This is a genomic window from Streptomyces sp. WMMB303 (genome assembly GCF_029351045.1).
Taxonomy (GTDB): domain Bacteria; phylum Actinomycetota; class Actinomycetes; order Streptomycetales; family Streptomycetaceae; genus Streptomyces.
The window spans coordinates 1345410-1366186 of sequence record NZ_JARKIN010000001.1; the positions used below are offsets into that span (position 1 = coordinate 1345410).

Annotated in this window: 18 protein-coding genes; 11 read left to right on the top strand and 7 right to left on the bottom strand. The window is 73.5% G+C overall.

The window, feature by feature from the left end; translation table 11 throughout:
* Positions 1–171: 171 nt before the first annotated feature.
* The gene (locus P2424_RS06100) at positions 172–1479 is read right to left on the bottom strand and encodes an NAD(P)-binding domain-containing protein (protein ID WP_276474757.1); all 1308 of its coding nucleotides are present in this window, start codon (positions 1477–1479) and stop codon (positions 172–174) included.
* 388 nt (positions 1480–1867) lie between these two features.
* Here P2424_RS06100 and P2424_RS06105 point away from each other — a divergent pair, with 388 nt between their 5' ends.
* The 7 genes from P2424_RS06105 (at position 1868) to P2424_RS06135 (ending at position 9348) form a co-directional block, all read left to right on the top strand.
* Positions 1868–2251, top strand: coding sequence for a hypothetical protein (locus P2424_RS06105; RefSeq protein ID WP_276474758.1), 384 nt, complete (start codon positions 1868–1870; stop codon positions 2249–2251).
* Complete coding sequence (locus tag P2424_RS06110) at positions 2248–3903, top strand: multicopper oxidase family protein (protein WP_276474759.1); 1656 nt, start codon at positions 2248–2250, stop codon at positions 3901–3903. The genes P2424_RS06105 and P2424_RS06110 overlap by 4 nt, the downstream gene beginning before the upstream one ends.
* Positions 3904–4160: 257 nt before the next feature.
* Complete coding sequence (locus P2424_RS06115) at positions 4161–5357, top strand: nucleotide disphospho-sugar-binding domain-containing protein (RefSeq protein ID WP_276474760.1); 1197 nt, start codon at positions 4161–4163, stop codon at positions 5355–5357.
* Complete coding sequence (gene asnB, locus P2424_RS06120) at positions 5345–7201, top strand: asparagine synthase (glutamine-hydrolyzing) (RefSeq protein WP_276474761.1); 1857 nt, start codon at positions 5345–5347, stop codon at positions 7199–7201. The genes P2424_RS06115 and asnB overlap by 13 nt, the downstream gene beginning before the upstream one ends.
* Positions 7202–7227: 26 nt before the next feature.
* Positions 7228–7896 carry a TenA family transcriptional regulator gene (locus tag P2424_RS06125; RefSeq protein ID WP_276474762.1) on the top strand — a complete coding sequence of 223 codons (669 nt, stop codon included), beginning with the start codon at positions 7228–7230 and terminating at the stop codon, positions 7894–7896.
* A gap of 52 nt (positions 7897–7948) precedes the next feature.
* Positions 7949–9148: a cytochrome P450 gene (locus tag P2424_RS06130; protein WP_276474763.1), complete on the top strand. Its 1200-nt coding sequence runs from the start codon at positions 7949–7951 to the stop codon at positions 9146–9148.
* Positions 9149–9150: 2 nt separating this feature from the next.
* Complete coding sequence (locus P2424_RS06135; RefSeq protein ID WP_276474764.1) at positions 9151–9348, top strand: ferredoxin; 198 nt, start codon at positions 9151–9153, stop codon at positions 9346–9348.
* Between the two features lie 84 nt (positions 9349–9432).
* Here the strand turns inward: P2424_RS06135 and P2424_RS06140 are convergent, their stop codons facing one another.
* The 4 genes from P2424_RS06140 to P2424_RS06155 all read right to left on the bottom strand — a co-directional run bounded on the left by P2424_RS06140 (position 9433) and on the right by P2424_RS06155 (position 13977).
* Positions 9433–10620: a glutathionylspermidine synthase family protein gene (locus P2424_RS06140; RefSeq protein ID WP_276474765.1), complete on the bottom strand. Its 1188-nt coding sequence runs from the start codon at positions 10618–10620 to the stop codon at positions 9433–9435.
* A gap of 30 nt (positions 10621–10650) precedes the next feature.
* Positions 10651–11070: a hypothetical protein gene (locus P2424_RS06145; RefSeq protein WP_276474766.1), complete on the bottom strand. Its 420-nt coding sequence runs from the start codon at positions 11068–11070 to the stop codon at positions 10651–10653.
* 227 nt (positions 11071–11297) lie between these two features.
* The gene (locus tag P2424_RS06150) at positions 11298–12929 is read right to left on the bottom strand and encodes an FAD-dependent monooxygenase (protein ID WP_276474767.1); all 1632 of its coding nucleotides are present in this window, start codon (positions 12927–12929) and stop codon (positions 11298–11300) included.
* 31 nt (positions 12930–12960) lie between these two features.
* A complete protein-coding gene (locus P2424_RS06155) occupies positions 12961–13977 on the bottom strand; it encodes a methyltransferase (RefSeq protein ID WP_276474768.1) in 1017 nt (338 codons plus the stop codon).
* Between the two features lie 209 nt (positions 13978–14186).
* On the opposite strand from P2424_RS06155, the gene P2424_RS06160 reads away from it, so the two are divergent.
* Positions 14187–15821: an FAD-dependent monooxygenase gene (locus P2424_RS06160; RefSeq protein WP_276474769.1), complete on the top strand. Its 1635-nt coding sequence runs from the start codon at positions 14187–14189 to the stop codon at positions 15819–15821.
* Positions 15822–15839: 18 nt separating this feature from the next.
* Positions 15840–16865 (top strand): methyltransferase, encoded by a 1026-nt coding sequence (locus tag P2424_RS06165; RefSeq protein ID WP_276474770.1) that lies wholly within the window; start codon positions 15840–15842, stop codon positions 16863–16865.
* Between the two features lie 90 nt (positions 16866–16955).
* Here P2424_RS06165 and P2424_RS06170 read toward each other — a convergent pair whose 3' ends face one another.
* Together P2424_RS06170 and P2424_RS06175 are read right to left on the bottom strand one after the other, a co-directional pair.
* A complete protein-coding gene (locus P2424_RS06170; RefSeq protein WP_276474771.1) occupies positions 16956–17882 on the bottom strand; it encodes an NADP-dependent oxidoreductase in 927 nt (308 codons plus the stop codon).
* Positions 17883–18037: 155 nt separating this feature from the next.
* Positions 18038–18511 carry a MarR family transcriptional regulator gene (locus P2424_RS06175; RefSeq protein ID WP_276474772.1) on the bottom strand — a complete coding sequence of 158 codons (474 nt, stop codon included), beginning with the start codon at positions 18509–18511 and terminating at the stop codon, positions 18038–18040.
* Between the two features lie 138 nt (positions 18512–18649).
* On the opposite strand from P2424_RS06175, the gene P2424_RS06180 reads away from it, so the two are divergent.
* Positions 18650–19189 carry a hypothetical protein gene (locus P2424_RS06180; protein ID WP_276474773.1) on the top strand — a complete coding sequence of 180 codons (540 nt, stop codon included), beginning with the start codon at positions 18650–18652 and terminating at the stop codon, positions 19187–19189.
* A gap of 151 nt (positions 19190–19340) precedes the next feature.
* Positions 19341–20657, top strand: coding sequence for a cation:proton antiporter (locus P2424_RS06185; RefSeq protein WP_276474774.1), 1317 nt, complete (start codon positions 19341–19343; stop codon positions 20655–20657).
* Positions 20658–20777: the final 120 nt, after the last annotated feature.

Below are 20777 nucleotides of genomic sequence, written 5' to 3' on the forward strand. Positions count from 1 at the left end.
CGCGACGTGCTCGGCGAGCCAGGCGGGTGCGGCTCCCGCCACCGATAGTGGGCCACCTCTTCCGACAGAAGAGGTGGCCCACACACGCAATCGGCGATCACACCGGATCCGCGGCCGACGCACGGGGTCGTGCGCGGTCGCGGAACCGGTGGAAGATCGCTGCGGGTGCGGTCACGGCGCGCCCTGCGCGCCGCCGTGGCGGACGGTGTGCTCCAGCAGGACGGAGGCGTCCTTGTCACCGTCACCCGCCGCGTTGACGGCGGCGAAGCGTCCGCGCACCGCGTCCAGGACGGGCAGCGGCGCCCCGGCCTGCGCCGCGTCGCCCAGGGCCAGGCGCAGGTCCTTCTCCATCAGCGTCGACCGGAAGAAGGCGGGCTCGTAGGCGCCCTTGCGCATCAGGTCGGCGCGGAAGCGCAGCACCACCGAGCTGAAGCCGCTCTCCGCGACGGAGGCGAGCAGTTGGTCGCGGTCCAGCCCCGCGGCCACGCCGTAGGCGACCGCCTCGGTGAGGGAGGCCACCTGCGCGCCGAGCAGCAGGTTGAAGATCAGCTTGAGGGTGGCGGCGGCGCCGGGTTCCCCGAGGTGGACGACCTGGCTGCCGAGGGTCTCCAGGAGGTCGCCGACCCGGGCGATGTCGGCCTCGTCGCCGCTGGTGTACACCCGCAGCTTGCCCTCGCGGGCCTGGAAGGGGTTGCCGACGACGCACGCCTCCACCCGGCGCAGTCCGAGTCCGGCCAGCCGCCGGGCGCATTCGCGGGCGTAGGCGGGGGAGACCGTCGAGGTGTCCACGACGACGGCTCCCGGGGCCAGCACCGGCGCCACCTGCGCGAACAGTACGTCCTCGACGGCCGCCTCGTCGGCCAGACTGAGCAGGACGACGTTGCGGCCCGCCGCGGCCTCCGCGGGGCTCGCGGCGACGGTGGCACCCGCCTCGGCCAGCGGAGCGGCCTTGGCCGGGGTGCGGTTGTGGACGGTCAGGGGGTACCCCGCGTCCAGCAGGCGGCGGGCCATGCCGCCGCCCATGTTGCCCAGTCCGATGAAGGCCGGCGGTTCGCGGTCCGGGGCGGCGGGAGCGGTCGCGGCGGCCTCCGTGGGAGCGGACCCGCTGCCGGGGGCGGTTCCGCCGCCGGCGACGGGCGTCCCGTGCCGGGCCGGCGCGCCGGCGGGCGGCAGCTCGTGGACGGTCTCGGTGACGACCATCTCCCCGCCCCTGCGGAACGGCTGGAGCCTGCGCCGGTTCTCGACGTGCGCCTCACTCAGCTCGAAGGCGCGGAAGGAGGGCTCGTCCGCCCAGTCGGTGAGGACGTGGTAGACGCTCTCGTCCTCGACCGAACGCAGCAGTTTCTGGCCCCGGTTGGCGGGCTCGCGCGCGATGCCGGTGGCCACCTGGCGCCAGGTCTCCTCGAACTCCTGCTCCTTGCCGGGATGGATCTCCATCCGCAGCATGACGCGGAACGGTGGCCGCGAATCAGCCTGCATGGTGTCCGCCTCCAATGCGTGGGAACGGCCCTCACGGTCACCGTCCGCGCTCGATATCCGATCGAGGCGCGCTCCGGCCCGGGTCGGCGCCCGGTGCCGCCAAGCGCGCGCAGCCCGCGACCGCGCGTGCGGCGGGCGGGCCCGGCGGGCGTGTCCCGCATCGGTACCCCGAGCCGCGGGGAGACCGCGGCTCAAGTCCTGCTCGAGGACGTCTGCCTAAGCTCGGGCCAGACCCCGACCCCGGAGAGATCACGCCATGGCACACAATCCCGACGGGGGCCTCGCCGGCGCCCCGGACGCTGCTCGCGGGCCGACCCCGGGGCCGGCCCCGCCCCCCTCCCCCGCGCCCGGGCCGGAGGGCTCCGGCACCGGAGGCGCCGCGCCGCGGGTGCGTCGTTGGCCGATCGTGCTGATGCGCGCGGTGGTGACGCTCTTCCTCCTCCTGCTGCTGGTGCAGCCGGTGCTGGCGGGCATGTTCATCAGCGGCGACGTGGACCTGCTCGAACTGCACGAGATCAACTCCCACACCATCACCTTCACCGGCTGGGTCCTGGTACTCGCGGCGGTCCTGGTGTGGCGGCCGGGACGCGGACCGCTGTGGCCGGCGGTGCTCGCGCTGCTGCTGAGTTTCGTCATCTCGACGCAGGCGGGCTGGGGATACGCGCGGGAGCTGGAACTGCACATCCCGATGGGCGTGTTCCTCGTCTCCGCCGGTACCGCGCTCGTCCACTGGGCGTACGCGTACCGCCCGGGCCGAGGGAGGCGGGGATGAGCGCGCCGCGTGCGGACAGCGGCGGCGGGCCCTCCGCGCCGGGCCGCGGCCCCGGGCGGCGCCGGCTGCTGGCCCTGGCCACCGGAGCGGGTGCCGCGGCGGCGCTGGGCGGGGCCGTGGGCTGCGGCGCGCCGCGGGCCGGTGACGGGATCTCCGGCGAACTGCTGCGCAGCGCCGCCCGGCTGCCCGAGCCGTTCCAGGTGCCGCTGCCGGTGCCGCCGGTGGCCGAGCCGGTGCGCACCCGGGGCGGTGCCGCGGTGTACGAGGTGGAGCAGCGTGCGGCCCGGCTGGAGATCCTGCCGGGCCTCAAGACCGAGGTGTGGGGGTACGACGGGCGGTTTCCCGGCCCCACCTTCGTCGGCGAGTCGGAGCGCGAACTGCGGCTGCGGGTGCGCAACGCGCTGGAGATGCCGACCTCCACCCATCTGCACGGCGGCGTGCAGCGGCCGGAGTCCGACGGGCACCCCACGGATCTGGTGCTGCCTTCCGGTTTCCCCGATCCGCGGCACCCCGAGGAGGCCGGGAAGGGCGAGTACAGCGGCTCGAAGATGGTGAAGCCGTCGGAGTGGACGATCTCGCGCGGGCACAAGGAGTACGTCTATCCGCTGAAGCAGCGGGCGACCACGCTGTGGTATCACGACCACCGGATGGACTTCAGCGCCCCGCAGGTGTGGCGCGGTCTGGCCGGAATGTTCCTGGTGCGCGACGACGAGGAGAGCGGCCTGCCGCTGCCGGAGGGCTCGCGGGACATCCCGCTGATGATCTGCGACCGGGCCTTCGAGGAGGACGGCTCGTTCCGCTACCCGTCGCTCGACCCCTCGCTCGCGGGGGAGCCCGGTGTGCGTGCGCAGTACATGGAAGGGGTGACGGGCGATGTCATCCTGGTCAACGGCGCGCCCTGGCCGGAGCTGGAGGTCAGCGCCGAGCGGTACCGCTTCCGCGTCCTCAACGCCTCCAACGCGCGCCGCTTCCGTCTCGCGCTGGATCCGGGGCCGCGGGAGGGTGCCGCGTTCGTCCAGGTCGGCAGCGACGGCGGGCTGCTGGACGCGCCGCGCACCCACGAGGAGCTGCCGGTCTCGCCCGCCGAACGGTTCGACGTCGTCGTCGACTTCGCGGCGTTCCCGGTGGGATCGGAGGTGCGGCTCGTCAACACGCTGGGGCACGGCCGTACCCGCGACGTGATGCGGTTCCGGGTGGCGCGGCGGGCGAAGCGGGGCGCGGGTGCGCCGAAGGTGCCGCGGCGGCTGGCGGACGTGGAGCGGCTGAAGGCCGGGCAGGCGGTCGTCGACCGGCAGTTCGACTTCCGGCAGAAGCAGGTGCACGGCATGCGGATGTGGACCGTCAACGGGAAGCCGTACGACCCCGGTTCGCCGCTGGCCTCGCCCCGGCTGGACTCGGTGGAACGCTGGCGCTTCACCAGCGACTTCCACCATCCGGTCCATGTGCATCTGGCCCACTTCCAGGTGTTGTCGCGCAGTGGCAAGGCGCCGCTGGACTCGGACGCGGGCTGGAAGGACACGGTGGACGTGCGGCCGTTCGAAGTCGTGGACGTCCTCATCCGGTTCGCCGGATTCCGCGGGATGTACATGCTGCACTGTCACAACCTGGAGCATGAGGACATGGCGATGATGGCGGACTTCCGCATCGTGTGACCGGTGCCGGGCCCGTGGCCCGGTATTCCGTCCGGCCGGCTCCCGGCCGAAGCCCTCGGGGCGGCTCGCGTGCGCGGGCGGCCCCGGGGGCTTCCCGCTGCCCGGCTCCTCCGGTCCGGGCCGACGGCACCGCGGACTTCGGAACCGCGCGCCGCACCTGCCGCGGCGGCGCCTCGAGCGAGCGGCGACCCGCCCCCTAGCCCCCTCGGGCACCGTCGGCCGCGTCAAGGTTGGCGGCGGAAGGGGTTGGGGCTGCGATGCGGGTACTGTTCACGACCTGGGCCTGGCCCTCTCATCTGTACGCGCTGGTGCCACTGGCCTGGGCCTGCCGCAGCGCGGGGCACGAGGTGCTGGTCGTCAGCCAGCCGGAGCTGCTGCCCCTCATCGAGCGGACCGGGCTGCCGGGTGCCGCTGTCGGCAAGGACGTCGACGGGGTCGGCATGGTGCGCGGCTATGTGCTGCCCAGCGAGGACGACCCCACGGCCGACCGGCGGGCACCGCGGGCCGGGAAGGGGCCGCGGGCGCTGCGGATGTTCACCGCGCACGCCGACTCGATGGTCGAGCGCACCGCCGAGACGGCCCGGCGCTGGCGGGCCGATGTGGTGGTGTCCGAACCGACGGCGCTGGCCGGTCCGCTGGCCGCGGCCGCTGCGGGGATCCCCGCGGTGCGGTTGCTGTACGGCGCCGATCTGATGGCGCGGGCCCGCCCGCTGCTGCCGGAGGCGCTGGCGCCGCTGGCCGAGCGGGTGGGCGTGGACCCGGAGGGCTACGACCCGTTCGGTGCGGTCACGATCGACCCGTGCCCGCCGGGGTTCCAGGTGCCGGATCCGGCCGGGCACCCGCGGCTGCCCATGCGGTACGTGCCGTTCAACGGGCCGGGCACGCCGCCCGATCCGCCGCTGCCGCCACCGGCACCGGGGATCCGGCGGGCCGTGGTGACCTGGGGGCACACGATGGCGCGGCTGGACCCGGCACTGTTCCTGGCCGGGCACGCCGCGCGGGCGCTCGCCGCGCTGCCGGGGACCGAGACGGTGCTGGCGGTCACGGCGGCGCAGCGGCCGCTGCTGGGCGAGGTGCCCGACGGCGTGCGGGTGGTCACCGACGCGCCTCTGCACACGGTGCTCGGCGGCGCGGACCTGATGGTGGCGCACGGCGGGGCCGGGACGGTGCTGACCGGCCTGCGCGCGGGGGCGCCGCTGCTGCTGGTACCGCAGTTGCCGGACCATGCCGGGCACGCCGCCCGGGTGCTGGCGGCCGGTGCGGGTGAGGTCCTCACCCGGGACGAGGCGGATGCGGAGGCGCTCCGGGACGCGGCGGCCGGGCTGCTGGACCCCGTGCGGGGCGCGGAGCGGCGCGAGGCGGCACGCGCGCTGCGGGACGGGATGCTGGCGCAGCCCGCCCCCGCGTCGGTGGTCGGCGAGCTGGAGGAGCGGGTGGGCGCATGTGCGGCATAGCGGGCTGGATCGACTTCGCGCGGGAGATGCGCGAGGAGGGCAGCGTCGTACGGTCGATGGCTGCCACCCTCGCCAACCGCGGGCCGGACGACGAGGCGGTGTGGACCGACGCGGATGCCGCGCTGGGGCACCGCAGGCTCGCCGTCATCGACGTGGACGACTCCGTCCAGCCGATGACCGCCGAGCACGACGGGCGTACCCTGGCCGTGCTCGTCCACAACGGTGAGATCTACAACTACCGCGAGCTGCGCTCCCGGTTGACGGCGCTGGGCCACCGGTTCCGCACGGCCGGGGACACCGAGGTGGTGCTGCGCGCCTATCTGGAGTGGGGTCCGGAGTGCGTGGAGCGGCTGGACGGCATGTTCGCGTTCGCCGTGTGGGATCCGCGCAGCAGGCAGCTGCTGCTGGCCCGCGACCGGCTGGGGATCAAGCCGCTGTACTACGCGCGGACCGCGGACGGTCTGCTCTTCGGTTCCGAGCCCAAGGCTCTGCTGGCCCACCCGTCGCTGGAGTGCGTGGTGGACGCGGAGGGGCTGGCCGAGCTGCTGGCCTACATCGCGACTCCGGGGCACGCCGTCTACCGGGGGATCCGGGAGCTGCCCGCGGGGCACACCGCGGTCCTGAAGCAGGGCGCCGGCGGTGCGGTGCTGACCGAGTCGCGCTACTGGTCGCTGCCCGACCGTGAGCACCCCGACACGCTGGAGCAGACGGTCGAGACGGTGCGCGGGCTGCTGCAGGACGCGGTCGGCAGTCATCTGGTCTCGGACGTACCGCTGTGCACCCTGCTGTCGGGCGGGGTGGACTCCAGCGCGCTGGCGGCGTTCGCCGCGGGTGCCGGCGGCGGGCGGCCGCGCACCTTCGCGGTGGACTTCGAAGGGCACACGGAGCGGTTCCGCAAGGATTTCTGGCACGAGGATCCGGACGCGCCCTACGCGGCCGAGGTCGCCCGGCACGTGGGCACCGACCACGAACCGGTGGTGCTGCGCACCGCGGACCTGGCCGACCAGGTGGTCGACGCGGCGGCGCTGCGGGCCCAGGACCTGCCCCGGCCGATCCCGGACATGGACCGCTCGCTGTATCTGCTGCTGCGTGCGGTACGGCAGCGTTCCACGGTGGCGCTGATGGGCGAGGTCGCCGATGAACTGTTCGGCGGCTACCAGTCCTTCCGCGACCCGACGCTGGTGGACACCGCGAACTTCCCCTGGGTGACGATGGGGCTGCGGGTGGCGCCGCACGGGATGAGCACCGGGCTGCTGGACCCCGGCCTGCTGCGCAAGATCGACGTGCCGGGCTACTCGGCGCAGCGCTGGGCGGAGACGGTGGCCGAGGTGCCCGCGGTGCCGGGCGAGTCGGAGACCGAGCGGGTGATGCGGCGGGTCGGGCACGCGCATCTCACCCGCTGGCTGCCGCTGCTGCTCTCCCGCGACGACCGGCTGAGCATGGCGGTCGGCCTGGAGCTGCGGGTGCCCTACTGCGACCACCGGCTGGTCGAGTACGTCTACAACATCCCCTGGGCGATGAAGACGGCCGACGGCCGGGAGAAGAGCGTGCTGCGGTCGGCCGTGGCCGATCTGCTGCCCGAGTCGGTCACCCGGCGCCGCAAGAGTCCCTTCCCGATCACCCAGGACCCGCACTACGGGCAGGTGCTGCGGCAGCGTTTCGACGCGGTCGTCGCCGACCCGGCCAGCCCGGTGCGGCCGCTGCTGGACGGCCCCGCCTGCGCGGAGCTGGCCGCCGAGGACCGGCCGATCGCGGTCGACGGGTGGGGCGAGCGCCGCAACGTCGAGATGGTCCTCCAGCTCGACGCGTGGCTGCGCCACTACCGCGTCCGGCTGGATCTGTGAGAGCGAACGGAGAGGGGCGAGAATCGATGCTGCTGAGCGATCAGCTCAAGGAGCTGGCCGCGCCGGTGCTGGAGAAGGTGCAGGCCCACCCGTTCTGGTCGGGGCTGCGGGACGGCTCCCTGCCGGGCGAGTCACTGGCGTACTTCGTGGAACAGGACACCGGGCATCTGCTGCCCGCCTACGCACGGGCGCTGGCGCGGACGGCGGCCGCCGCCGAGGCGGACGCGCACACCGCGCTGCTGGGCCGCTCGATCACCGGGACGCTGGAGGCGCGGGACCGGCTGCGCCAGAAGTACGCGGAGTGGGCGGAGGGTGCGGGGCTGCCCGCGGCCGGTTCGCCGCAGGCGAGTCCGGTCACCCACGCGCACTGCGCGTTCTTCAACGCCGCCGGCGCCGCTTCCTTCACCGCCGGGGTGGGGGCGCTGCTGCCGATGGTGTGGTTCAACTTCCGGGTCTCCGACGACCTGCTGGAGCGGCACACGGCCGGTTCCCGGTACGCGGAGTGGATCGAGGCGTACCACCCCGGTGCGGGATACGGCTACGCGGTGCGGGCCTTCCTGGGGCTGGCCGACGAGCTGGGCGAGACGTCGTCGCCGGCCGAACGCGACCGGCTGGTCGAGCACTTCCGCACCGGCATCCGGCACGAGTGGGCGTTCGCCGAGGCCGCCTGGGACCGCCCCGAGTGGCCGGTGTGACCGGCCCGCTTCCGTCTCCCCCACCTGATCATCGCAACCCGAAGGGACAACCGTGAGCACTCAGACCCCGCCCAGGTATCCGTTCGCCTGGACCCCGCCCATGCAGGTGCCCGAAGCGCTGCGGCATGTGCACAACAGCTCCGCCATGGAGGTGACGCTGCCGAGCGGGGACGTGGCGACGCTGGTGACCCGCTACAAGGATGTGCGCGCCCTGTTCGCCGACAAGCGTCTCTCGCGCAACATCGCGCGCCCCGACTGTGCGCGGATCTCCGCGGACAACGATCTGTTCATGGACCCGGAGATCGACCCGGATCCGCCCAAGCACACCCAGGTGCGCTCGCTGGTGACGAAGGCGTTCACCGCCCGCCGGATCGAGGCGCTGCGGCCTTATGTGCAGCGCGTCGCCGACGAGCTGCTGGACGAGATGGCGGCCGGGCCGCGCCCGGTGGAGCTGAACGAGGCGCTGGCGTTCCCGCTGCCGATCATGGTGATCTGCAAGCTGCTGGGCGTGCCCGCCGAGGACCGCGACCAGTTCCGCGAGTACGTGGACGGCTTCCTGTCGGTCACCAAGCTGCCGCCCGAGGAGGTCGGGCAGTGCCGGCAGAACCTGTGGAAATACCTGGGCGACCTGATCGACGCCAAGCGCGAGCAGCCCGGTGACGACCTGGTGAGCGAGCTGATCCGGGTCCGCGACGAGGAGGACAACCGGCTCAACGACCACGAGCTGCACTTCTGGTGCCAGGGGCTGCTGATCGCCGGCTACGTCACCACGGCCAGCCAGATCGGCACCGGCACGGCCGTGCTGCTGCACCACCCGGAGCTGGTGCGGGAGATCCAGGCGGACTGGTCGCTGGTGCCCTCCACGGTGGAGGAGCTGCTGCGCACCCAGATCATGGGCTCCTCGGTGGGCACCATGCGGTACGCCGTCGAGGACATTCCGCTCTCGGACGGTTCGGTCATCAAGAAGGGCACCAGTGTGCTGCTGTCGGAGGAGGGGGCCAACATGGACCCCGAGGTCTTCGACAAGCCCTTCGAGCTGGACATCCGCCGCCAGGAGAACCACCACATGACGTTCGGCGCGGGCATCCACTACTGCGTGGGCGCCGCGCTGGCACGGATGGAGCTCCAGGTGGCCACCGAGTCGCTGCTGCGGCGCTTCCCCGACATCAGACTCGCGGCGCCGGCCGAGGAGCTGCCGCGGGCGCTGGGCGGGTTCATGGAGGGCTTCACCGAGATCCCCGTGGAGTGGTGAACATGCTCCGCGTGACCGCGAATCCGGAGACCTGTGCGGTCAGCAGCCTGTGCGTGTACCGGCTGCCCGGTGTCTTCGACCAGGACGAGGACGGTCTGGTCGTCGTACTGGACGAGACGCCGGAAAGTCCTCTGCACGAGGAGGTCCGCCGGGCGGCCCGCGGCTGCCCGACGAAGTCCATCCACGTCACCGAGGAGTGACCCCGGACCGGTCCCGGTGCCCGCCTCCCCGCGCGCACCGGGACCGGCCGCTCCGCGGCGGGCCGGTCCCGGTGCGCGCCGCGGCTAGCGGATGACGTGCGGCAGGAACCGCGCGTACTCGTCGGTGACGAGGCCCGCGGACTCGCGGATGCCCAGGCCGGCGGCCTCCCCGTCCACCACCCAGGTGCCCAGCACCGTGCGGTTGCCGTCGAACTCCGGCAGCGGGCACAGCGCCTGGTAGCAGCACGGCTCGTCGCGCACCGACGGCTCGGTGCCGGGCTCGTGCAGCGTGACGCCCGCGCCCTCGCGGCCCAGCAGCGGCTTGGCCGCCCACCCGGTCGTGGCGGCCAGCTCCCGGGGCCCGTCCAGATAGGCGGGCAGCAGGTTCGGGTGGCCGGGGAAGAGCTCCCACAGGATCGCCAGCAGCGCCTTGTTGGACAGCAGCATCTTCCACGCCGGTTCGATCCACAGCGTGCTGCCGGTGCCGCCGCCGTTGTCGAGGGTCTCCAGCACGTGCGGACCGAACCGGTCGGAGGCCAGCCACTCCCACGGGTAGAGCTTGAAGCAGGCCCGGACGAACTTCAGCCGCTGGTCGACGAACCGGCCCGAGAGCCGGTCCCAGCCGATCTCCTCCACCGGTATCGTGACGGTCTCCAGCCCGGCCTGCTCGGCGGTCTCCTGGAGGTAGGCCACCGTCATCAGGTCCTCGCCCAGCTCGTCCCGGGCCGAGTGGGCGAAGTGCACGGGCGCGCCCGGCGGCAGCAGGGCGGCCTGCTTGCGCCACACGTCGACCAGCCGCTCGTGCAGCGAGTTCCACTGGTCGGCGCCGGGGAAGCGGTCCTCCATCCAGAACCACTGCGGGGAGGCCGCCTCCACCAGCGAGGTGGGGGTGTCCGCGTTGTACTCCAGTAGTTTCGCGGGCTCGCCGCGACCGTCGTAGCGGAGGTCGAACCTGCCGTAGAGGCTGGGCAGTTCGGCACGCCGCCGCCAGCTCTCGGACACCCGGTGCACCAGGGCCGGGTCGGTGATGCCCAGGTCCGCGAACCGGTCGGCGGCCACGATGTGCTCCGCGGCCCGCAGGCACATGGCGTGCAACTCCTCGACGACCTCTTCGAGGTCCTCCACCTCGGGCAGGGTGAGGGCGTAGTAGGCGCTCTCGTCCCAGTAGGGGCGCAGCGAGCCGTCCGGGTACCGGGTCAGCGGGTAGATGCAGCCCTGTTCCTCGACGGTCTCCTGCCAGCCGGGCCGCGGAGTGCAGGTGTGGCGTTCCACGCGGGCCTTCTCTTTCCGTCCGCGCCCGCCTCAGCCGCCGTACCCGCCGCCGTAGCCGTCATCGTCGTCGTCGCAGCCGAAGCCGGCCCGTTCGACGGCCGCCGCGTGCACGAAGGTGCCGCCCTTGGCGCGGCCCTCGTCCTCCCGGCCGCCGTAGTACCAGACGCTGCCCGCGCGCTCGGCCTGCTGCCCCGCGGTCCGGGCGGCGGGGAAGGCGGCGGTGTTCGCGCCCTGGGTGCCGCACCGGCTCGGGGGCAGGATGCGGTAGCCGCGCACGGCGTCGTAGCTGTCGGGGTCCACGCACCGCCGGTCCGGCTCCGAGGAGTATCCGGACAGCGCGACGGCCAGGGCGCCCATGCTGCCGAGCACCACGGTCGAGGAGCGCAGCCTGCGCCGCCGTCCCCGGGCGGCTTCCCGGTCGCTGCTGACGGGATTCGGCGTGCTGGTCATGCGGTCCCCCTGGATGTCTGAATGCCCGGATACGGCGGGCGTCGCGATTCGAACTGCAGCGCACACCCTAGTGGGTGCGGTACGGCGCCGCGGCGGGCCCCGCGGAGGGGCCGGGTCCGCGCGGTTTCCCACGTTTCGCGTGCCCCGGCGGCCCGATGGGCAGGCGAACGGGCCCGGCGGCCTTCCTGGCCGCCGGGCCCGGTGCACGTCCCGCCGCCGCGGACGGGTCAGCGGGGCGGGTACAGCTCCCGCACCGCCGTCCGCAAGGCCGCGGCCGGATCGGCGACGGCGCCCTCGGAGCGCCAGGCGACGAACCCGTCCGGGCGGACGAGGACGGCGCCGTCGGCCGCGATGCCGTGCTGCTCGGCCACCGCCCGGTCGTCCGCCGCGGTCAGGGTGGCTCCCGGGCCACCCACCCGGTGCGCGTCGATCCGCACGCCGGTGTCCGCGGACACGGCGGCGGCCGCCGCCACCCACGCCTGGCCGCCCTCCGCGGCCAGCAGCACCGGCGCCCGCCCGTACAGGTCCAGGGTGGAGATGTCCTCCCCGGCCCGGTCCAGCTCGATGTGCGGGGCGCGGGTGCCGGGCTCGCCGCGCAGCGCGTGCGGCGGCACCGGCGGGCCGTCTCCGTACCGGTAGCCGAAGACGGTGGTGCTGTACGCCTCGGCGGGGTCCGGGCCCTCACCTTCGCCGTCGCCGTCCGGGCCGGTGCGCTCCTGCATCATCCCGAGTGCCTGCTGGAGGGTCATCCAGGCCACCGGGTGGCGTTCGGTCTGGTAGGTGTCCAGCAGCTCGGGCCCGGACTCGCCGTCCAGGACGGCGGCCAGCTTCCAGGCCAGGTTGCCGGCGTCCTGGATGCCGAGGCTGGCGCCGAACCCGCCGGTGGGCGGCACCAGATGGGCGGCGTCGCCGACGAGGAAGACCCGGCCGCGCCGGTACTCGCGGGCGACCTGCGCGCCGATGATGAAGCTCAGCCACTTGGCGCCGCCCGCCGGGAGCTGCGGAATGATGCGCACGTCCAGGTCGGGCTGGCCGATGGCGGCGCGGACCAGTTCGACCGCCTGCTCCTCGGTGACCGTCTCCAGTGTCTCGCCCTCGGGCATGGCGGTGGCGAAGATCCACCGCTGCTTGCCGTCGTGCGCGAACAGGATGGTGGAGGGCGCGGGTTTGTCGAGGTAGCAGACGCCGACGTCGCGGCCCCGGGCCGCCCGGCTCAGGTCCGCCTCGAAGAGCACCGAGAGGGTGGTGGCGAACTCGCCGGGGCCGTCCGTCTCGATGCCCAGCTCCTGCCGGACGGGGCTGCGGCTGCCGTCGGCCGCGACGAGGTAGCCGGCGCGCACGGTGCGCTCCTCGCCGGTGGCGGTGTCCCGGAGCACGGCGGTGACTCCGCCGTCCTCGCCCTCGCCGGTCTCCTCGAAGGACACCAGTTCGGTGCCGAAGGCCAGTTCGGCACCGAGTTCGGCGGCCCGGCCGCGCAGCAGGTGCTCGAGCCGGTCCTGGTCGATGGGGGCCCACTCGCAGGGGCTGACGCCGCCGGTGGGGTCGGGCTGGTCGGTGGGGCCGCTGAACATCTCGGGCCCGGCGAGGGTCTCGGCCCGGATCATCAGCAGCTTGCTGAAGTCGGTGGCGAGACTGGCCTCGGACCAGATGGGCCCCTCCAGCCCGACCTGCCGGTAGAGCTCGACGGTCCGCGGGTTGACGCCGCGCGAGCGCGGGTGGCTCAGCGTGTCGGGGTGGCGCTCGACGACGAGCGAGCGGATGCCGTGCCAGCCGAGGAAGACCGCGGTGGACAGCCCTGTCACCGCCCCTCCGACGATCAGTACCGGAACCTGCTGCGGGGCCTGCTGGTTAGCGCTCATGGGTACGGACTCCTCTCTCGGACGGGCCCGCTCAGGCGGCCTTGCGGCAGATCACGAGCGTGTCGTAGTCGCTCAGCGGCAGCACCTCGGTGGAGGCGAACCCGGCACGCTCGGCGTGCGCGACGGCCTCGGAGACCGGGTACTCGGAGCCGCCGTCGGTGACCAGCAGCATGTCGAGGCTGATGACCAGGTTCTCGACGTGGTCGGGCTGGTCGTCGAGCATCCGGTCGTAGATCAGCAGCGCGCCCCCGGGGTTGACGGCGTGGAAGGCCTTGGTGACCAGTTCGCCGCGCTGCTGCTCGTCCCAGTCGTGCAGCACGTGCCCGAGGGTGACGACATCGGCGCTGGGCAGCGGGTCGGTGAAGAAGCTGCCGCCGTGGAAGGTGACCTTGCCGGTCAGGCCGTAGGAGGCGACGTGCTCCTCGAACAGCGGCTCCATCGGCGGCAGGTCGAAGACGTGCCCGGCGAGGTGCGGCTGCGCCTTGACGATGATGGAGCACAGGTTGCCGCGTGCGCCGCCGATGTCGAGCACGGAGTTGTGTCCGCTCCAGTCGAACTTGCCCACCAGTTCGGGGCCGACGACGTGGGTGAGCGCGTCCATCATGCCGACGAACTGCCGCAGGATGTGCGGGTTGCGGGTGACCTCCTCGAAGTCGCTGCCCGACTGCTGCTCACCGGTGCGCAGCGCCTCGGTCAGCTTGCCCCAGGCGGGGTAGAGGTTGCGGTTGGAGCGCTCCAGGAAGCCGCCCACGTAGCGGTTGCTGCCGCGCACCAGGTAGGTGCCGGCGCCCTCCGCGTTGCCGAACCTGCCGCCCTCCTCGCGGGTGAGCAGGCCGAGCGCCGCCAGCAGGTTGAGCCAGTCGCCCAGCCCGCGGCCGTGCAGGCCCAGCTCCTTGCGGATCTCCTCCTCGGTCGCGGGGCCCTTCTGGTCGAGGGTGGTGAACAGACCCAGTTCGACAGCGGTCAGCAGCGCCTTCGCGTCGCAGAACGCGTTGCTCAGCCGGATGATTCCGGCCGGGGTGCTGACATCCAGGCTGGTGTGCGTCATGCGCAGGACTCCTTCCGAAACGGCACATGGCCTGGCGCCAGGGCCGCCCCGGGAGGGTCACACCGCGAAGTTGAGCGCCCCTCGAACCGCGGTGGGGACGGCGCCGGGGCCGTGCGCCCCCGCCGGATCTCCAGTGGCCCTCAAGGGGCCGTGGCTACTCATCAGGGGTGCCGAATCCGGCCAAGCCCAGTTGTTCAGAGGGGACATGCATGTATGACGTGAAGATCCCGGTGCTGATCGTCGGCGGTGGTCCCGTCGGGCTCTCCACCGCACTGTTCAGCGGGCGGCGTGGCGTCCGCACGATGCTGCTGGAGAAGCGGGACAGCACCTCCATGCTCCCCCGCGCCCCGGGTCTGCAGGCCCGCACGATGGAGCTGTTCCGCGCCGCGGGGCTCGGGAAAGAGATCCGCGCCCTGGAGAAGGGGAACTCGCACGCCTACTTCGAGGGCGGGATCATCAAGGTCGACACCTTCTCCGACATCGACAACGCCGAACTGCTGGAGTCCCCGTCGCTGGACGGTCCGACGGTCAGCCCGGAGCGGGTGATGGGCTGCGGGCAGGACCGGTACGAGAAGGTGCTGGTCGCCAAGGCCCGCGAGTACGGCGCCGATGTCCGGTTCAACACCAGGCTGGTCTCCTTCGAGGCCGACGAGGAAGGCGTCACCGCCGTGGCCGAGGAGGCCGCGACGGGGAACCGGATCACCATCCGCGCCGACTACCTGGTCGGCGCCGACGGTGCGGGCAGCCGCGTCCGGAAGGCGCTGGGCGTCGAGCGGACCGGCCGCGGCACCGTCTTCAACGCGCTGAGCATCTACTTCCGGGCGCCGGAGCTGGAGACGCTGCTCAAGGACCGCAAGTTCATCCTGTGCTACGCCTCGGCCGGGGGCTCCCTGATGGGCCTCTCGCGGCTGCACGGCTGCGATCCGTGGCTGGCGGCGCCCATCTACTACCCGGAGAAGGGCGAGACGCCGGACGACTACACCGACGAGCGCTGCGTGGAGATCGTCCGCCGCGCGGCCGGCAAGGACATCGACGTCGAGATCATGGACAAGGTGCCCTGGCAGGGCGCCCAGCTGGTCTCCGAGACCTTCCGGGTGGGCCGGGTCTTCCTGGCGGGCGACGCCGCGCATGTGCACCCGCCCGCGGGCGGCTTCGGGGCCAACACCGGCATCCACGACGCGCACAACCTGTCCTGGAAGCTGGCGGCCGTGCACGACGGCTGGGGCACCGACGCGCTGCTGGACACCTACGACGCGGAGCGCCGCCCGCTGGGCACCGCCATGTCCGAGCAGGCCCTGGTGCGCAACCGGATCCGGCACGGCTACGCGACCGAGCAGGACCGGAAGGACTTCGTCGACGACGTGATCATCACGCTCGGCTACCGGTACCGCTCCTCGTCCGTCGTCGGCGCCGAGGGATCCAAGGTGCTCACCCCCGACCTGGAGCTGACGGGTGAGCCCGGCACCCGCGCGCCGCACGTGTGGCTGACGCGTACGGGCACCGAGGGCGCTGAGGGCACCGAGCGGATCTCCTCCATCGACCTGTTCTGGGACGGCTTCGTCCTGCTGCACGGCCCGGACGGCGGCGCCTGGGCGAAGGCCGCGGTCAAGGCGGCCGAGCGACTGGGCGTGCCGCTGCGCACCCACGCGGTGGGCCCGGAGGAGGAGCTGCGACCCGAGGACCGCGACTGGGCGGCCGCCTACGGGGTGGGATCGGGCGGCGCCGTGCTGGTGCGGCCGGACGCGTTCGTGGCCTGGCGCTCGGCGGAGGGCACCTCGGCCGTGGCGGACCCGGACGCGGTGCTCGACGACGTGCTGGCGCGCGCCTCGGCGGCGGCCTCGTGACCGGGGCGGAGCGGGCCGATGACTGACGAGGTGACGGCCCGGGCCGGACAGGTGCTCGGCCAGGCCATGGCCTTCCAGCCGGCGAAGCTGGTGCTGGCCGGGGTACGGCTGGGGCTGTTCGCGGCGCTGGCCGAGGGGCCACTGTCGGAGGAGCGGCTGCGCGAGCGGCTGGAGCTGGGCCGGCGCGGCTGCGACCACTTCCTCGCGGCGCTGGCCGAACTCGGCTTCCTGGAGCGCACGGCGGACGGCGCGTGGGCCAACACGCGGGTGTCGGGGCAGTTGCTGGTGCCCGGCGATCCGGCGTCGCTCAGCGGGTTCCTGCAGCTCGCCGACCGGGTGATGTATCCGGCGTGGGACCGCCTTGCCGAGGGGCTGCGCAGCGAGGAGCCGCAGGCGGCGACCTACTCCGGCGAGGACATGTTCGATCAGCTCTACGACAGTGAGGAGAAGAAGGACGGGCTGGTGCGGATGGCCGAGGACGCCAGCAGGCCGCTGATCCCCGCGCTGGCGGAGGTCTTCGACTGGGCGTCCTACGGTTCGGTGCTGGAGCTGGGCGGCTGCCGGGGCAATGTGCTGGCCGGTCTGGTGGGCGCGCATCCGCATCTGCAGGCGCGGGTCTTCGACCTGCCGCAGTTGGAGGAGGATTTCGACGCGCACATGGCGGCGCTGGGGACGACCGGCAAGCTCGGCTTCCAGGGCGGTGACTTCTTCGCCGGGCCGCTGCCCGAGGCCGATGTGCTGATGCTGGGGCACGCGCTGGTGGACTGGAACGACGACCAGCGCGCCCAACTGGTGAAGAACGCCTTCGCCGGAGTGCGCCCCGGTGGCGCTTTCCTGGTGTGGGACCCGGTGATCGTCCCGGGCGAGGAGAGCTATCTGCGCAATCTGCTGCGCAGCCTCAACCTCCAGCTGATGACCCCGCACGGAAAGGGCTACACGCTGGCGCAGTGCACGGGGTGGATGCGCGACGCGGGCTTCGCCCGGGTCGAGCACCGCTCGCTGGGCCACGACGTCACCCTGGTCATCGCCCACAAGGGCGGCTGACCCGCGGTCCTCGTCCGTCCGCCCGCCCCGCGCCGGGGGCGGGCGGACGTGCGTGCGCGACGCGGCTGTCCGGGGTCGGGCTGGGCGGATTCACTCCATGGTGAGCACCAGCTTGCCGTCCAGTCCGCCGGCTTCCCCGGCCCGGTGAGCCTCGGCCGCCTCGGCGAGCGGGAAGGGCGGGTGGAGCGGCACCTCCAGGGTGCCGCGCCGCAGCAGCGCCAGGGCCTCGTCGAGCGCGGCGCCGGTGCGCCGGAGGCCGTCCCCGCCGCCGGAGAACCTGGCCCCGTGCGCCTGCGCGGCCTGCGGGGAGGCGAGGGTGAGGACCCGTGCGGCGCCGCCGCGGGCGAGCCGGACGGAGTCGCCCAGCACGTCGGCTCCCGAGACGTCCAGTACGGCGTCCACCCCCTGCGGCGCGGCAGCCGCCACCCGCTCGGGCCAGCCCTCGCCGTAGCGGACGGGGGTGGCACCCAGCCTGCTCAGCCTCTGGTGGACCCGTTCCGCCGCGGTGCCGACCACCTGCGCGCCCCGGGCGAGCGCGAACTGGACCGCGAGGTTGCCGACGGCGCCGCCCGCGCCGTGCACGAGCAGGGTCTCCCCCGCGGCGACGCCCAGTTCCTCCAGCGCGCGGTGGGCGGCCTCCGCTGCGGAGGGCAGCCCGGCGGCGCGGTGCACCTCCAGGTCGTCGGGGCGCAGCCGCAGCATGTCGAGGTCGGCGACGAGCAGCGTGGCGTAGGCCTGCGAGGCGTGGCCGAAGACCTCGTCGCCCGGCTCCAGGCTGCTGACACCGTCGCCCACCGCCTCGACGGTGCCCGCGAACTCCGACCCGGGGATGTGCGGCAGCGGCACCGGCATGACGGCGGCCAGGGAGCCGCTGCGCAGCTTCCAGTCCAGCGGGTTGACGCCCGCGGCCCGGACGGCGACGCGCACCTGGTCGGGGTCCGGTTCGGGGATGTCGATACCGGTGGGCCGGAGCACTTCGGGGCCGCCGTACGCGGCGAAGGCGATGGCCTCGGGCATGGCGAGCACCTGCTTCCTGTGCGTGGGGGGAACGGAACTCCCCGCCCCGCGTTCCCGGCACGCCTCCTCCCATGCCCGCCCGCCGGCCGCCGCTCCCGCCGGTCGGGCGCGGGGCCGGCCGTTCCGGGCCGGTCGGGTACCGGCCCGCCGAGGGGTCAGCCCGCCTCGTCCCGCAGCCGCCGCAGGTGCCGCTCCTGGAGTTCGCGGCTGCGCCGGGCGAAGTCCAGCAGGAGCTCCAGTTCGGGCAGTGAGTAGCGCTCCAGGAGGGCCGCGCCTTCCTGCGCGAGCGGGCCGTAGAGGTCGCCGGCGCCGCGCTGGATCTGCTCGGTGGCGCGGACGACGGACTTGCGGCGGTCGTGCGGGTCCGGCTCGCGGGTGAGGTAGCCGAGCCGGGCCAGCCGGTCGAGCATCGCGGTGACGCTGCCGGTGGTCAGACCGAGCGCGGTGCCCAACTGGCTGGGGGTGGCGCTGTCACGCTGGGTGAGGACGTCGAGGCAGTGCAGGTCGGTGCGGTTGATGCCGAGCCGGTCGGCGGCGGCGGCGTCCACGGCGTCGGTGGCGCCCTGCAGGGCGCGGACCTCGGCGCCGAGCTGCTGCCGCAGCTCCTTCTCCTTCGGTTCGTGCGGCACGGGACCCTGTTCACTTGACATACAAGTATCTCGACTCTCAAACTAAAGGCCGTCCGATTACCTTGACTCCCAAGATAACCGGTTCCCAAGGTATTCCACCATCGGGTTGTTGCCCGGGTTCCCGAAAGGAACACTGCGATGAGCAACCAGCACACGGAGCACACACCGGACCACACAGAAGAGCAGGTCGAGCAGGTCGAAGCCTTCTACACCAATGTGAAGCGGCTGGGCCACTGGACCCGGTCCCGCACGATCGAGGTGCGCACCCGGCGCTCCTCCGTCCACCTCGACCTGCGCTCGGCCCAGCTCCCCGAGGGCGAGATCGAGCTGCGGCTGCACAGCGAGCGCAGCACCCTCAAGCTCCTGCTCCCGGAGGACGCGGTCCTGCTCGAGTCCGAGCTGTCCCTGGTCGGACGCTGCAAGGTCAAGGACCGCGAACGGCACACCGAACACCACGGCCGCGTCGTGCGGCTCACCGGAACGCTCCAGCACGGCGAGATCCGCGTCGCCCGCGGCGGAGTGGCCACGCTCAGCGCGATGTTCTCCCGCGAGTTCCTCGACGACGCCCGCACCGCGCACCGGGACGGCACCGAACCGGTACTGCCCGACCCGGGCAAGGAGCACGCGGCACCGCGGACCGGGGCACAGCGCGAGCCGCGCACGAGCCCGCCTGCCTGAGCTCTCGAACCGCCCTCGAGCACGCCCCCGTAGCCTCCCCGCCCCGGCACCGGAAGCCGCCGGTCAGGGCTGGTGCGGCCGGTCGTCCGGACGACCGGCCGCATCGCTCGGTACCGCCCGGTACCGCCCGGCACGCGCAGGGGGCGCCCGCATGACTCCGGAGCAGGTCCAGTCCTTCTTCGCGGCGCTCGCCGCCGTCCTGGTGCTCGGCCGGCTGCTGGGCGCGGCGGCGCGCCGGCTCGGACAGCCCCCGGTGGTGGGCGAACTGCTCGCCGGGGTGCTCCTGGGGCCCACCCTGTTCGACGGCGCGGCGGCCCGCTTCCTCTTTCCGGCCGACATCCGGCCCCTGCTCGCGGCACTGGCGGACCTGGGGCTGGTGCTGTTCATGTTCATGGTCGGCTACGAGTTGGACCTGACCCGGCTGCGCGGCACCGGACGCCTCGCGGTCTCCGTGTCCCTGTGCTCGGTACTGGTGCCGCTGCTGCTGGGCGGGCTGCTGGCACTGCACCTCGCCGACCGGCACGCCACCGGCGGCCGCGCCGCGTTCGTGCTCTTCCTCGGCGCCGCGATGGCGGTCACCGCCTTCCCCGTACTGGCCCGCATCCTCGCCGACAGCGGACTGGGACGCACCCGGATCGGCGGCATCGCGCTCGCCTGCGCCGCGCTCGACGACGTCCTCGCCTGGTCCCTGCTGGCGGTCGTCGCCACCGTCGCGGGCGGCGGCGGCCAGTGGCGGATGCTGCTGGCGCCCGGCTATCTGGCCCTCATGCTGCTCGTCGTACGGCCCGGTCTGCGGTGGCTCTTCCACCGGCCCGGCACCGCGCGCCGGGCCGGCTGGCAGGGGTGGGCGCGCGACCATGTGACCGCCGACCAGCTCGTCGTGGTCCTGGCCGGTCTGCTGCTCTCGTCACTGGCCACCGCCTGGCTGGGTGCCCACTTCGCCTTCGGCGCCTTCCTGTTCGGCGCCGTGCTGCCCCGCGACACCTCCCGGCACCTGCGCCTCCAGCTCACCGACCGGCTGGAATACCTCACCCGGCTCCTGCTGCTGCCGGCCTTCTTCGTCGTCGCCGGACTCCAGGTGGACCTCTCCCGCACCGGAGTGCGCGACCTGGGCGAACTCGGGCTGATCCTGCTGACCGCGGTGACCGGCAAGTTCGCCGGCGCCTACGCGGGCGCCCGGCTCAACCGGGTGCCGCCCGTGCAGAGCGGACTGCTAGCCGCGCTGCTGAACACCCGCGGCCTGACGGAGCTCGTCATCCTGACCGTAGGACTGCAACTGGGCGTCCTGGACCGCGAGCTGTACGGCCTGCTGGTCGTCATGGCCCTGCTCACCACCGCCATGACGGGCCCGCTGCTGCAGTTACTCGGCCGCCACCGCGGCGGCCTGGCGACGCTGGGCGACTTCGCCCACCCCGCGGAGCGCCCCCGGAGCGCCCGCGCCTCCCGTACGGCCTCCCGGAAGGGCTGAGCGGGCGGTGACCTCCAGGCCGGTACCGCCCGTCCCGTCGCCCCCCGGCGGATCGCGGGCACCATGGCTCCGTCCGTCTCGCCCCTGCCAGACTGGCCGCCGAGTCGGCCTGAGACCCGG

Coding starts and splice junctions, on each gene's coding strand:
- P2424_RS06100 (WP_276474757.1), bottom strand. CDS start 1,479: ATGCAGGCTGATTCGCGGCCACCGTTCCGCGTCATGCTGCGGATGGAG.
- P2424_RS06110 (WP_276474759.1), top strand. CDS start 2,248: ATGAGCGCGCCGCGTGCGGACAGCGGCGGCGGGCCCTCCGCGCCGGGC.
- P2424_RS06115 (WP_276474760.1), top strand. CDS start 4,161: ATGCGGGTACTGTTCACGACCTGGGCCTGGCCCTCTCATCTGTACGCG.
- asnB (WP_276474761.1), top strand. CDS start 5,345: ATGTGCGGCATAGCGGGCTGGATCGACTTCGCGCGGGAGATGCGCGAG.
- P2424_RS06125 (WP_276474762.1), top strand. CDS start 7,228: ATGCTGCTGAGCGATCAGCTCAAGGAGCTGGCCGCGCCGGTGCTGGAG.
- P2424_RS06135 (WP_276474764.1), top strand. CDS start 9,151: ATGCTCCGCGTGACCGCGAATCCGGAGACCTGTGCGGTCAGCAGCCTG.
- P2424_RS06145 (WP_276474766.1), bottom strand. CDS start 11,070: ATGACCAGCACGCCGAATCCCGTCAGCAGCGACCGGGAAGCCGCCCGG.
- P2424_RS06150 (WP_276474767.1), bottom strand. CDS start 12,929: ATGAGCGCTAACCAGCAGGCCCCGCAGCAGGTTCCGGTACTGATCGTC.
- P2424_RS06155 (WP_276474768.1), bottom strand. CDS start 13,977: ATGACGCACACCAGCCTGGATGTCAGCACCCCGGCCGGAATCATCCGG.
- P2424_RS06160 (WP_276474769.1), top strand. CDS start 14,187: ATGTATGACGTGAAGATCCCGGTGCTGATCGTCGGCGGTGGTCCCGTC.
- P2424_RS06165 (WP_276474770.1), top strand. CDS start 15,840: ATGACTGACGAGGTGACGGCCCGGGCCGGACAGGTGCTCGGCCAGGCC.
- P2424_RS06170 (WP_276474771.1), bottom strand. CDS start 17,882: ATGCCCGAGGCCATCGCCTTCGCCGCGTACGGCGGCCCCGAAGTGCTC.
- P2424_RS06180 (WP_276474773.1), top strand. CDS start 18,650: ATGAGCAACCAGCACACGGAGCACACACCGGACCACACAGAAGAGCAG.
- P2424_RS06185 (WP_276474774.1), top strand. CDS start 19,341: ATGACTCCGGAGCAGGTCCAGTCCTTCTTCGCGGCGCTCGCCGCCGTC.